The 11,847-nt window shown below is 43.5% G+C and carries 14 protein-coding genes; all 14 read left to right on the forward strand.

Annotated elements, in window-relative coordinates; genetic code table 11:
• Positions 1 to 384 (forward strand): YjaG family protein (locus ACEYKX_RS06550; protein ID WP_373780666.1); only part of this gene is annotated, 384 nt, incomplete at its 5' end.
• A gap of 140 nt (positions 385 to 524) precedes the next feature.
• On the forward strand, positions 525 to 797 hold the full coding sequence (locus ACEYKX_RS06555) for an HU family DNA-binding protein (protein ID WP_373767622.1): 273 nt from the start codon (positions 525 to 527) through the stop codon (positions 795 to 797).
• 158 nt (positions 798 to 955) lie between these two features.
• Positions 956 to 2,038: a peptide chain release factor 1 gene (gene prfA, locus ACEYKX_RS06560; protein WP_373767621.1), complete on the forward strand. Its 1,083-nt coding sequence runs from the start codon at positions 956 to 958 to the stop codon at positions 2,036 to 2,038.
• A 142-nt stretch (positions 2,039 to 2,180) separates the two neighbouring features.
• Positions 2,181 to 2,699: a hypothetical protein gene (locus ACEYKX_RS06565; protein ID WP_373767619.1), complete on the forward strand. Its 519-nt coding sequence runs from the start codon at positions 2,181 to 2,183 to the stop codon at positions 2,697 to 2,699.
• 2 nt (positions 2,700 to 2,701) lie between these two features.
• Positions 2,702 to 3,571 carry a peptide chain release factor N(5)-glutamine methyltransferase gene (gene prmC / locus ACEYKX_RS06570; protein WP_373767618.1) on the forward strand — a complete coding sequence of 290 codons (870 nt, stop codon included), beginning with the start codon at positions 2,702 to 2,704 and terminating at the stop codon, positions 3,569 to 3,571.
• Positions 3,559 to 4,407, forward strand: a complete 849-nt coding sequence (locus ACEYKX_RS06575; RefSeq protein WP_373767617.1) for a SirB1 family protein — start codon at positions 3,559 to 3,561, stop codon at positions 4,405 to 4,407. Before prmC ends, ACEYKX_RS06575 begins: the two co-directional genes overlap by 13 nt.
• Positions 4,408 to 4,511: 104 nt before the next feature.
• On the forward strand, positions 4,512 to 5,366 hold the full coding sequence (gene kdsA / locus ACEYKX_RS06580) for a 3-deoxy-8-phosphooctulonate synthase (RefSeq protein ID WP_373767616.1): 855 nt from the start codon (positions 4,512 to 4,514) through the stop codon (positions 5,364 to 5,366).
• 93 nt (positions 5,367 to 5,459) lie between these two features.
• On the forward strand, positions 5,460 to 6,230 hold the full coding sequence (locus tag ACEYKX_RS06585) for a tetratricopeptide repeat protein (protein ID WP_373767615.1): 771 nt from the start codon (positions 5,460 to 5,462) through the stop codon (positions 6,228 to 6,230).
• A 178-nt stretch (positions 6,231 to 6,408) separates the two neighbouring features.
• Positions 6,409 to 7,830, forward strand: a complete 1,422-nt coding sequence (gene murP / locus ACEYKX_RS06590; RefSeq protein ID WP_373767631.1) for a PTS N-acetylmuramic acid transporter subunit IIBC — start codon at positions 6,409 to 6,411, stop codon at positions 7,828 to 7,830.
• Between the two features lie 105 nt (positions 7,831 to 7,935).
• Complete coding sequence (locus tag ACEYKX_RS06595; RefSeq protein ID WP_373767614.1) at positions 7,936 to 8,883, forward strand: 2-hydroxyacid dehydrogenase; 948 nt, start codon at positions 7,936 to 7,938, stop codon at positions 8,881 to 8,883.
• Positions 8,884 to 8,912: 29 nt separating this feature from the next.
• Positions 8,913 to 9,455, forward strand: a complete 543-nt coding sequence (gene sodC, locus ACEYKX_RS06600; protein WP_373767613.1) for a superoxide dismutase [Cu-Zn] SodC — start codon at positions 8,913 to 8,915, stop codon at positions 9,453 to 9,455.
• Between the two features lie 96 nt (positions 9,456 to 9,551).
• Positions 9,552 to 10,739 carry a lipoprotein-releasing ABC transporter permease subunit gene (locus tag ACEYKX_RS06605; protein WP_373767630.1) on the forward strand — a complete coding sequence of 396 codons (1,188 nt, stop codon included), beginning with the start codon at positions 9,552 to 9,554 and terminating at the stop codon, positions 10,737 to 10,739.
• Positions 10,732 to 11,409, forward strand: coding sequence for a YitT family protein (locus ACEYKX_RS06610; RefSeq protein WP_373767612.1), 678 nt, complete (start codon positions 10,732 to 10,734; stop codon positions 11,407 to 11,409). The genes ACEYKX_RS06605 and ACEYKX_RS06610 overlap by 8 nt, the downstream gene beginning before the upstream one ends.
• Positions 11,410 to 11,583: 174 nt before the next feature.
• Positions 11,584 to 11,847, forward strand: coding sequence for a ferrous iron transport protein A (locus tag ACEYKX_RS06615; protein WP_373767611.1), 264 nt, complete (start codon positions 11,584 to 11,586; stop codon positions 11,845 to 11,847).

The following is an 11,847-nucleotide window of genomic DNA, read 5'->3' on the forward strand; positions in this document are numbered from 1 at the left end:
AACCAGCTGGAGAAATTGGAAGCAATTATTCCGGACGTGAATGAATTTGATTTTTATGGTGTATTTCCTGCTGAAGATGCCTGTGAGGCATTATCTGAAATATTACACAGTGTTATTGCAGGTTCAACATTAGAGCAAGCGATTAAATTAAGCCGTTTGTCACTTGCAACGGTTGCAACTTATTTAGAGACGCAACAAGACCGTATTCTGAGCGAGCAAGAATTAAAAAATTCGGCTGAAATTCAGGACGAGTTAGACGTACAATGGCAAATATATCGCTTATTGAATGAATGTGAAGAGCGTAATATTGAACTAATATTAGGACTTAAAAATGAGATTAGGGAGAGTGGAATAAGCAATATCGGGTTAAATATTAATCAATAAATGTGATTTATGTAACAAAATTTGCATTATTCTCTTTGAGAATATCAAAGTTTGAATTAAGCTATCACCGCATTACGCAAATTTATTTTTAGGGCAATTATTGTCAATTTATAAAAAAATCTTTAGAGGATAAAAAACCTATGAACAAAACTGAGTTAATCGATGCAATTGCAAGCAGTGCAGAGTTAAGCAAGAAAGATGCTAAAGCAGCGTTGGAAGCAACTTTAAATGCGATTTCTGACAGTCTTAAAAAAGGAGATTCTGTTCAACTTATCGGTTTCGGTACTTTCAAAGTGAACCACCGTAAAGCGCGTACAGGTCGTAACCCTAAAACTAATGAAGCAATTGAAATTCCGGCAGCGAATGTACCTGCATTCGTAGCAGGTAAAGCATTGAAAGATTTAGTAAAATAATTCTTTCCAAGCCGATTGATATTGATAATAAAAGCCTAGAGAATATCTAGGCTTTTTTGCGTTTATCCGATAAGGATTTTCCGATACAATAGCAGTATTTCTCGTTCCCTCCCGATATTGGGAGGGAATTTAATTTATTCATTCCATAAACAGATAAAATGAAAGATTCCATTATCAGCAAATTAGACAGCCTAAGCGAACGCCACGAAGAGCTACAAGCTTTACTTGGCGATGCGACGATTATCAGCGATCAAGATAAATTTCGCGCCTATTCCAAAGAATATTCCCAACTGGAAGATGTGGTCGGTACCTTTAACCGTTGGAAAAAGCTCAATAACGATATTGAGGAAGCACAAATTCTCCTTGATGATCCTGATATGAAAGAGATGGCGGCAGAGGAAATTGAAGCCAATAAAGCGGAAATTGAAAATCTGGAACAACATCTGCAAATCTTATTATTACCAAAAGATCCGAATGATGAATATAACTGCTTCCTTGAAATCCGTGCTGGAACAGGCGGGGATGAAGCCGGTATTTTCGCAGGCGATTTATACCGTATGTACAGTCGCTATGCGGAAAGCAAGCGCTGGAGAATAGAAGAATTAAGTGCTAACGAAAGCGAACAAGGCGGATATAAAGAGATTATCGTCAAAATCAGCGGTGAAGGCGTTTACGGACAGCTCAAATTCGAGTCTGGCGGTCACCGTGTACAGCGTGTACCAAAAACCGAATCTCAAGGACGTATTCACACTTCCGCCTGTACGGTGGCGGTCATGCCTGAATTACCGGAATCCGAAATGCCGGAAATCAACCCGGCAGATTTGCGTATCGATACCTACCGCTCATCAGGGGCGGGTGGTCAGCACGTGAATACCACCGACTCTGCGGTGCGTATCACCCATATTCCGACAGGGATTGTGGTGGAATGCCAAGATGAACGTTCACAACACAAAAACAAAGCCAAAGCACTTGCCGTACTTGCATCACGCATTGTTCAAGTTGAGAAAGAAAAACAAGCTCAAGAGCAAGCGGATACTCGCCGTAACCTCCTTGGCTCAGGCGACCGCTCAGACAAAATCCGTACTTACAACTACCCACAAGGGCGTGTCACCGATCACCGCATTAACTTAACCGTTTACCGTTTAGATGAAGTGATGAACGGCAAAATCGACGAGTTAATTCAGCCGATTATTACCGAATATCAAGCGGATCAGTTGGCGGCGTTGTCGGAACAAAATTAATCGTAACAAGCGGTCACTTTTTTGCAAAATTTTGCAAAGAAATGACCGCTTGCCGCTTTATTTACTGTTGAAAAACAGTATGATAAGACATTTCGGCATCGGTCGATGTTAAATTTATCCATTATATTTTTGAGGAAAGCATATGAAAAAAGTCGCAATCGCAACCTTGACTACCCTTTTATCGGCATGCCAATTCACCGGTTTCGGGCAAACTCAGATCAGCAGTAAAAATTTCATCGGTAATTGGGAATGTCGTATGGACGGCGGGAACATCTCAACGGCGAATCAAATCAGTTTGGGGAAAGACGGTAAAGCCAATTATCTCGGTAAGATCATGCTGCCGAAAGACAATCCGATGTTTCAGTATGATGTAAAACGAACCGGTTCATGGGCGTATGCGAACCATACGTTAAGTTACCAATTCACGAAGAGTGCGGTAACGCCGAATCATTCCGATCAAGTGAAAGAATCGTTGAAAACGGATAAAGAGTTGAAAGCCATGGAAAAAGAGTATTACAACGCCATTCACTCACAGATGACTAAGCCGGATCAAAAATCGTTGAATCTAAGCGTGAGCAACGTCACGCCGAATTCGTTTTCCGTGATGCAAAATTTGAACCAAACAACGCGTTCGGGAGTTTGTGTCAAGGTCGTCAAATAAACATGAATTATGCGCAGTGGCTCCATATGGCGACAGCCGTATTGGCGAAAAATCTCGGACAGGACCCTTATTTGAATCCGAAAGGCGATGCCAATTTGTTGCTGCAATCGGTAACGAAACGTTCCAAATCCGCACTGTTTGCGTTTTCCGAAACGTGCTTAAGCGAGGCGGAAATCGCCCGATTAACAGCATTATTGGCTCGTCGGCAGCAAGGCGAGCCAATGGCTTATATTTTGGGTGAAAGGGAATTTTGGTCGTTACCGCTGAGTGTCTCAAAGGCGACGTTGATTCCGCGTCCCGATACGGAACGCCTTGTTGAAATTGCGTTGGAAGAAGCTTACAAGCGGTTAGATTCCGTTAAAGATTTGCAAATTTTGGATTTGGGTACCGGTACCGGAGCCATTGCTCTTGCTTTGGCAAGCGAATTAAACGATCGGGTGGAAATTATCGGTGTGGATAAACAGCTTGACGCGGTGGAATTAGCGGAGCAGAATCGTACCAAATTTGCTTTTGAACGAGTTCGATTTTTGCACAGCGATTGGTTCGATGCCTTGAAAAACCGACGATTCGACCTTATTGTCAGCAACCCGCCATATATTGATGCGCAAGATGAAAACCTCATGCAGGGCGATGTTCGTTTTGAACCGCTGTCGGCATTAGTGGCGGATAGCCAAGGCATGGCGGATTTACAACATATTATTGAACAAGCCCCCCAATATTTACGTCAAAACGGGGCGTTGATTTTAGAACACGGTTGGCAACAAGCCGAACAGGTCAGAACATTATTTAAACAACATCAATGGAATAATCCTCAAACCGCACAAGATTACGGCGGTAACGACAGAATAACGTGGGCGATATGGACGAAATAATACAGCGTACGGCATTATCAAAAAAAGAGCGGATCGAACTACAACGATTTTTATATAAAGAGTTGATTCGTTTAAGTTTAATTGTGAATCCGACATTGACGGAACCGCAAATTTACGGTTTGATTTCGGCATTGGTCAAAAAAGCGCGCTATCAAGTTAACGGTGAAACGGATTCGGTGCGTATTGCGCAGCTATTGCAGTTTTTCTATCACGATGAAGGCTTCCATTGCCACCATGCGGAATATTTTTATACGCAAAATTTATTATTGGATAAGGTACTGCGCCACCATCGCGGTATGCCGGTGTCCCTCGGCGCCATTTTATTGCATTTGGCGTCGGTATTGGATTTACCGCTTTACCCGGTGAATTTCCCGACACAATTGATTATTCGTGCGGACATTACCACGGAAGGCGGACGGAAAGAAACGCATTTTATCAATCCGTGGGACGGTTCGACCTTAAGCGTTGAAAAGTTAGAGAAATGGCTTGAAGGCGAAATGGGATTCGGTGCGGAATTGGATCGTGAGACCTTAAGTATTGCAAATGAAGCCGAATTGTTAGAACGATTGGAAACCGTGTTTAAAATGGCGTTGACCCGTGAGAAAAAGTATGAAGAAGCATTGCGTTTGATTGAATACCGCTTGCTGCAAGATCCGGAAGATCCGTATGAAATTCGTGATCGCGGAATGATTTTAGCCAGTATGGATTGCTATCAAGCCGCTTATGAAGATTTGAGCTATTTTATCGATCAATGTCCGGATGACCCGTCGGCGATGATGTTGAAACTTGAAATTGCAGGACTTGAAAAACAGAGCAAAGCAAGTGTTTTACATTAAATAGTATATTCCCTTGTTTACGGGGGAGGGTTAGGGTGGGGAAAAGCCCCTCTACCTTCTGTAGATCCCCGCAAGCGGGGGAGTGAAATTATTAAGGATTCCTTATGCAACAAAAAACAATCACTCTCGGCAATATTGAAATTGCCAATAACAAACCGTTCGTACTATTCGGTGGAATGAACGTACTGGAAAGTCGCGATATGGCGATGAAAGTATGTGAAAAATATGTGGAAGTGACGCACAAATTGGGCGTACCTTATGTCTTTAAAGCCTCTTTTGACAAGGCGAACCGCTCGTCGATTCACTCTTACCGCGGACCGGGTATGGAAGACGGGTTAAAAATTTTCCAAGAGCTGAAAGACACCTTTGGTGTAAAAATTATTACCGACGTTCATGAAATCTATCAATGTCAGCCTGTAGCCGATGTCGTGGATATTATCCAATTACCGGCTTTCCTTGCCCGTCAAACGGATTTAGTGGAAGCCATGGCTCGTACGGGGGCAGTCATCAATGTGAAAAAACCGCAATTTTTAAGCCCGGGGCAAATGGGGAATATTGTTGAGAAAATCGAAGAATGCGGTAACGATAAAGTGATTTTATGCGATCGCGGGACCAACTTCGGCTACGATAACTTAGTGGTGGACATGCTTGGTTTTAACGTGATGAAAAAAGTGTCGAAAGGTTGCCCGGTGATTTTTGACGTGACGCATTCGTTGCAATGCCGTGATCCGTTCGGGGCGGCATCGGGCGGCCGCCGTGATCAAGTGACCGAACTTGCCAGAGCGGGAATGGCGATCGGCTTGGCGGGATTATTTTTAGAAGCCCACCCGGATCCGAACAAGGCAAAATGCGACGGTCCGTCAGCATTACCGTTATCCAAATTGGAGGCCTTTGTTTCCCAAATGAAAGCGATTGATGATTTGGTCAAATCGTTTGAAGACATTGATACGTCTCATTAAACGGCTATCGTTTATAACCAATCTGCGGATCAACAAGCGGTTAGTTTGACGCAATAATTTGCAAAACTAACCGTTTTTCTTTGAGGGCTTGTGATGAAATTAATGACATTATTGAGCGTCATCGGCGCGATGACATGGAGCGTATCAAGCTATGCCGATGAGACAGATAATATTCGGTTTGATAAAGGCTATGAAGCTGTGATGGACGGTAATCCGAAAAAAGCGTTTGAAATTTGGCTGCCGTTGGCTGAAAAAGGGCATTTGGATGCGATGGATAAAATCGGTGAAATGTATCTGTCGGGCAGCGGTGTCGCCAAAAATAAACAAACGGGCTTACAGTGGTTGGAAAAGGCTGCGAACGGTGGCAACCGATTTACCCAAATGATGTTAGGGGAGCGCTATGCGCAGGGCATTGAATTAGAAAAAGATCTCAATAAAGCGATTTATTGGTATGAAAAAGCTGCCGAAAGCCGGCATGAAAATGCGCAGGAAGCGTATTTTGAACTGGGTAAAATTTATTTATTGCAAGAAAATTATCCTAAAGCGGCTGAGTATTTGGCAAAGGTGGCGGAAGAGCGTATCGGCGAATCAGGGTATTTGCTCGGTCAGCTGTATGAGCAAGGGAAAGGGGTGACGAAAGATGCGGCAAAAGCGTTTGAGTTGTATCTCGGTGCGGAAACGCCGGAAGCCTATTTAAGATTGGGGGAAATGTCGGCGGAAGGTATCGGGACGGCGAAAGACATCACGAAGGCAAAGGTGTATTTCCAAGAAGTTATCGATTATACCGAACCGTATATTCGCGATAATGACGATTTCAAATTATTGCACCGACAAGCTTCGGACGGCTTAGCCAAGCTCAAGTAATTCATAGTCTTTAAAAGCCATTTAAGTTTATGCTTTAAATGGCTTTTTTATTGCGAAGCGGATCACAAATTACGCTTCTTTTTCTTTCACTTTTTATCGCTCGGATTAAACTGCACCCAAGCGGTTGTATGTGCTTAGTTGAATGAAATGACAAGGTCTATCACCTAAGGAGGATATGATGACAGCGATAAACAGAGAAATGATCGACACATTTATTCAATTACTCGGCGGTAAGGAAAATATTCGTACCGTGAGCAATTGTATGACGCGATTACGATTGACCTTAAATGAACCGTCTCTTGCCCGACAGGATAAACTCAAACAAATATCAGGGGTCTTGGGGATTGTGGCGGCACAGGAACAGTGCCAAATTATTTTAGGTCCCGGCAAAGCGGCAAAAGCGGCGGAGCTGATGAAAAGCCTGTTATCCGACGGGCAGGATTTGACCACGATCGCAAAGACGAATAAACAGCAGATAAAATCACAACAAACTTCTTCGATACACCAATTCCTCACAAAATTTGCGACGATTTTTACGCCGTTAATTTCGGGATTTATCGGTGCCGGTTTACTATTAGGGTTTGCCACCTTATTTCAACAACTTTTTATTACCGGCGTTGAACAGCCGAATTCCGTGATTGTCGAGTTAGTCAATTACATGAAAGTATTCAGCAAAGGCTTGTTCAGTTTCCTCTGCATTTTGATTGGTTACAATGCGGCGAAAGCATTCGGCGGTTCGGGCGTTAACGGTGCGATTATCGCTTCGCTGTTCATTTTAGGTTACAACCCGGAAGCGAAAGCCGGCATTTATTCGGGGATGAGTAGCTTTTTCGGTTTAAGTATTGATCCGAGAGGAAATATCATTGGCGTGTTGATTGCCGCAATTGTCGGTGCCAAAGTGGAACAATGGGTTCGGAAATTTATTCCCGATAATTTGGATATGATTTTAACCTCCACGATCACATTACTGATTATGGGCGTATTTACTTTTTTAATGATTATGCCGATCGGTGTGGTGCTGTTTGACGGCATGTCTTGGTTATTTTCGCACCTAAACGGCAATCCGTTCGGTAGTGCTGTGCTGGCAGGATTGTTCTTAATCGCCGTGATGTTCGGTATTCATCAAGGTTTCGTACCGGTCTATTTTGCGTTGGTGGAAACACAAGGGTTTAACGCATTATTCCCCATCTTAGCCATGGCGGGAGCGGGGCAAGTCGGTGCGGCGCTAGCGTTATATGTGCGGGCGGATAAAGCGTCGGTACTCAGAACGCAAATCAAAGGGGCAATTATCCCAGGCTTTTTAGGTATCGGTGAACCGCTGATTTACGGGGTGACGTTACCACGGGTTAAACCGTTTATTACCGCGTGTATCGGCGGTGCGGCGGGAGGCTTTGTGATCGGGTTGATTGCTTTTTTAGGCTATCCGATGGGGCTGAATACGGTATTCGGGCCATCAGGATTACTCGCCATTCCGCTCATGACCTCGGCGAACGGTATTTTCCCGGCAATCGCCATTTATTTAATCGGTACGCTGAGTGCCTATACGGTTGGTTTTATAACGACCTATTTCTTCGCCTGCAAAAATGTCGATTTGAGTTAGCGGTCTGCGCTTTCGTTATTGTACGGTCTGTTTTTGTAAATTTTTTGTTAAAACCGACCGCTTGTTATATAGTCCAAAAATGAAAAAACAAATTAGGAGTCAATTATGTTGAATATCGTTTTTTTAGATCGTACCAGTATCCCTGCCAGTCATGAAATTCCTCGTCCATCTTTTCCGCATAACTGGATCGAATATGAGCGAACGACGGCAGAGGAAACCTATGAACGGGCTAAAGATGCCGATATTGTCATCACCAATAAAGTGTTATTCGGACGAGAGTTATTAGCGAAATTGCCGAAACTGAAGCTTATTGCAATCACGGCGACAGGGACAAATAATATTGATTTAGTTGCAGCCAAAGAGTTGGGTATTGCGGTAAAAAATGTGCCGGGCTATTCCAGTGTGACAGTACCAGAACACGTTTTAGGGATGATTTTTTCATTAAAACACAGTTTAATGAGTTATCATCGCGATCAAATCACCAGTGACCGTTGGGCGACGTGCGGGCAATTCTGCTATGTCGATTATCCGATTACCGATGTGCGCGGTTCAACCCTTGGCGTATTCGGCAAAGGCTGTTTAGGGACCGAGGTCGGACGTTTGGCTGAGTTAGTCGGTATGAAAGTGCTTTATGCGGAGCATAAAGGTGCTTCTGCCATTCGTGACGGTTATACACCGTTTGAAGAGGTATTAAAGCAAGCAGATATCATCACCTTACATTGTCCGTTAACCGAAACCACCCAAAATCTGATCAATGCCGATACGTTGGCGTTAATGAAACCGACGGCTTATTTAATTAATACCGGTCGAGGTCCGTTGGTGGATGAAACCGCCTTACTTGATGCATTGGAAAACGGCAAAATTGCAGGTGCGGCGTTGGATGTGTTGGTTAAAGAACCGCCGGCGATAGATAACCCGTTGATTCAAGCAGCGAAACGTTTACCGAATTTATTGATTACGCCACACGTAGCGTGGGCGAGTGATTCGGCGGTGACCACGTTAGTCAATAAAGTGGCACAAAATATTGAAGAATTTGTCAAAACGGGCAAATAATTCATGATTAACCTAGAAGAGGAGTTTCTATGAAAAAAACAGCATTGACCCTTGCTTTAACGGCACTTTTTGGATTTTCAGCCCCGATAATGGCAGATTCAACCGCTAAAATTGAAGTGAAAGTTCAACAACTTGATCCGCAAAACGGTAATAAAGATGTCGGCACGGTCACGATCACCGAATCGGCTTACGGTTTGGTGTTCACACCGAACCTTACCGGATTAACGCATGGTTTACACGGTTTTCATCTTCATGAAAACCCAAGTTGTGAGCCCAAAGAGAAAGACGGTAAACTCGTGGCGGGGCTGGGTGCCGGCGGTCATTGGGACCCAAAACAAGCCAAAAAACACGGCTTCCCTTGGTCTGACGAAGCGCATTTGGGCGATTTACCGGCATTGACTGTCAATCATGACGGCACGTCAACTAACCCGGTATTGGCACCGCGTTTGAAAACGTTGGGCGAAATTAAAGGTAAATCGTTAATGATTCATGCGGGCGGTGACAACCATTCCGATCATCCGGCACCTCTCGGTGGCGGCGGTGCACGTATGGCATGCGGTGTTATTCACTAATTTTTCGTTGATATAGCAAAAATACATAATACAAGCGGGTAGATTTTGGTAGAATTTTACCAATTCTATCCGCCTTTCTTTTTATGGATAAATATGATGCATTTTAATACACCGTTATTTATCGCGTTTCGTTACTGGCGTTCGAAAAGCGGTGACCGTTTCGGTCGATTGGTTACAAATTTGGCCACGTTGGGGATTGTCTTGGGCGTTATGGCGTTGATTATCGTGTTATCGGTCATGAACGGGCTTGAAAATACCCAAAAGCGCAATGTCCTTTCAGCCTTACCGCATGCGATTGTCGCGCCGTCGGAATATCATTGGCCGTTGTCGGAAACACTCGTTTTACCGCCGTATATTAACAAAGCCGTCCCGATTAATCGCGCCAATGTCATTATCCAAAGTCACGACGGTATTAACGCCGGTCAGCTTATTGGTGTGACGGATAACAAAGATGATCCGTTACTTGCCGATGTACCGAATGTCGCCGAACGTCTTCCCGAAAATGGATTTAATGTGTTAGTCGGTACAATTTTAGCCGATCAGCTGAATTTAAGCGTTGGCGATAAAATTCGTTTAATGATAACGGAAAACAGCCAATATACACCATTCGGGCGTGTTCCCGTTCAACGCTTGTTTACGGTAGCCGGATTTTATCCGGAGGAGATGCACAAACAAAGCAACGGTTTCACATTATTTGCCAATTTGACGGATGTCGGGCGTTTGATGCGTATCCCGACCGACCAAACTCAAGGGATGCGTTTATTCCTGAATGATCCTTTTCAAGTGACGGAGTTAGCCTCATTTTTCCCGCAAGAAAACTGGAAAATTAACGATTGGCGTGAGCAAAAAGGGGAATTTTTCCAAGCCGTGCGTATGGAAAAAAACATGATGAGCTTATTGATTAGCCTGATTATCATTGTGGCGATTTCCAATATTGTGACCTCATTAAGCCTGATGGTCGTCGATAAACAAGGGGAAATTGCGATTTTACAAACACAAGGGCTAACGAAAGGGCAAGTGACTCAAATCTTTATTTCTCAAGGTGCCATTGTGGGAATCATCGGGGCATTGTTAGGCGGATTATTGGGGATATTGGCAACCAATTATCTTGGTGAAGTCATTTCCTTAATCAATCCTCACGGTGTATCGTTACCTACCGAGATTGATTACGAACAAGTCGGTATCATTGTATTGTCTTCGATTATGCTTTCATTGGCTTGTACGATTTATCCGGCATATCGGGCATCAAAAATCGAACCGGCGGAAGCATTACGCTATGAGTAGAAAATCACCTATTCCAAATATGCCTTGGACGGCAGAGCATCAATGGCATCTTAAACCGAGTGCTTTGTTGATGATTTCGATTGCTACTATTTTAATGGGAATTGGTGATGGGTTATTGGTTCTCGCAAATTTAGGGTCAAGCCCTTGGACTGTATTTTCCCAAGGTGTTGCGTTACAAACAGGGCTATCTATCGGTACGGTGGTTGCCATTGTGAGTATAATTGTTTTATTACTTTGGATTCCGCTTCAATTACGTTTCGGCTTAGGGACAATCTTAAATATTTTTTGGATCGCGCTGTTTATTGACCTTATCGTACAATATGTTCCGCCTCCCGACGATCTGTTGTCCCGTTTAGGTGTGATGATCAGCGGTATCATTATTTTCGGCATCAGCACAACCTTTTATCTTTCTTGTTATCTTGGTGCCGGACCCCGAGACGGTTTGATGGTCGGCATCTGTTTAAAATACGGATGGCGTGTCGGTGTCGTTCGTACAAGTCTTGAAGTGATCGTCTGCGTACTCGGTTTCTTTCTCGGTGGAACCGTTGGGATCAGCACGGTCGCTTTTGCATTATGCGTCGGCTGGATCATTCAATACACGGCGACATTATTTCAATACTATAACAAGCGGTCGGATATGATGAATAATTTGCAAAAAGAAAAATCATGACGATCATTAACAAATTTGATTGAATTTGAGAAACCCTATAGTCAACCGAACTATAGGGTTTTTTTCGTTTAGTTTTGAGATGTATCAAATTTTTAGGTATTAGTAGTTTTACGATTCATTCGCATTTTGCATACTGTGCAACAATTAATAATTGTTCTTATTTAGAGGTGTTGTATGTCCGTTATTTCCCTTGCTTCTTTGGAAAAAGATGTTGTCGCTCAAATTCAAACGATTGTTGCCAGTGATATTTTCGGTGAAATTGATCCCATCGTCAGTCGTCGATTAGCCGATTTAGGCTTTTCCGAAGGTATGTCATTAACCGTGATAGCCAAAGGACCGTTAGGAAAAGGGCCTTATGCGGTCAGATTGGGCAATAAATCACAGTTCGCTTTACGGGAACCCGAAGCGAATAAAATTATCTGCCGTATTTTGGAGTAA

Source organism: Glaesserella sp. (genome assembly GCF_041817755.1).
GTDB lineage: Bacteria > Pseudomonadota > Gammaproteobacteria > Enterobacterales > Pasteurellaceae > Glaesserella.

Coding starts and splice junctions, on each gene's coding strand:
- ACEYKX_RS06555 (WP_373767622.1), top strand. CDS start 525: ATGAACAAAACTGAGTTAATCGATGCAATTGCAAGCAGTGCAGAGTTA.
- prfA (WP_373767621.1), top strand. CDS start 956: ATGAAAGATTCCATTATCAGCAAATTAGACAGCCTAAGCGAACGCCAC.
- ACEYKX_RS06565 (WP_373767619.1), top strand. CDS start 2,181: ATGAAAAAAGTCGCAATCGCAACCTTGACTACCCTTTTATCGGCATGC.
- prmC (WP_373767618.1), top strand. CDS start 2,702: ATGAATTATGCGCAGTGGCTCCATATGGCGACAGCCGTATTGGCGAAA.
- ACEYKX_RS06575 (WP_373767617.1), top strand. CDS start 3,559: ATGGACGAAATAATACAGCGTACGGCATTATCAAAAAAAGAGCGGATC.
- kdsA (WP_373767616.1), top strand. CDS start 4,512: ATGCAACAAAAAACAATCACTCTCGGCAATATTGAAATTGCCAATAAC.
- ACEYKX_RS06585 (WP_373767615.1), top strand. CDS start 5,460: ATGAAATTAATGACATTATTGAGCGTCATCGGCGCGATGACATGGAGC.
- murP (WP_373767631.1), top strand. CDS start 6,409: ATGACAGCGATAAACAGAGAAATGATCGACACATTTATTCAATTACTC.
- ACEYKX_RS06595 (WP_373767614.1), top strand. CDS start 7,936: ATGTTGAATATCGTTTTTTTAGATCGTACCAGTATCCCTGCCAGTCAT.
- sodC (WP_373767613.1), top strand. CDS start 8,913: ATGAAAAAAACAGCATTGACCCTTGCTTTAACGGCACTTTTTGGATTT.
- ACEYKX_RS06605 (WP_373767630.1), top strand. CDS start 9,552: ATGCATTTTAATACACCGTTATTTATCGCGTTTCGTTACTGGCGTTCG.
- ACEYKX_RS06610 (WP_373767612.1), top strand. CDS start 10,732: ATGAGTAGAAAATCACCTATTCCAAATATGCCTTGGACGGCAGAGCAT.
- ACEYKX_RS06615 (WP_373767611.1), top strand. CDS start 11,584: ATGTCCGTTATTTCCCTTGCTTCTTTGGAAAAAGATGTTGTCGCTCAA.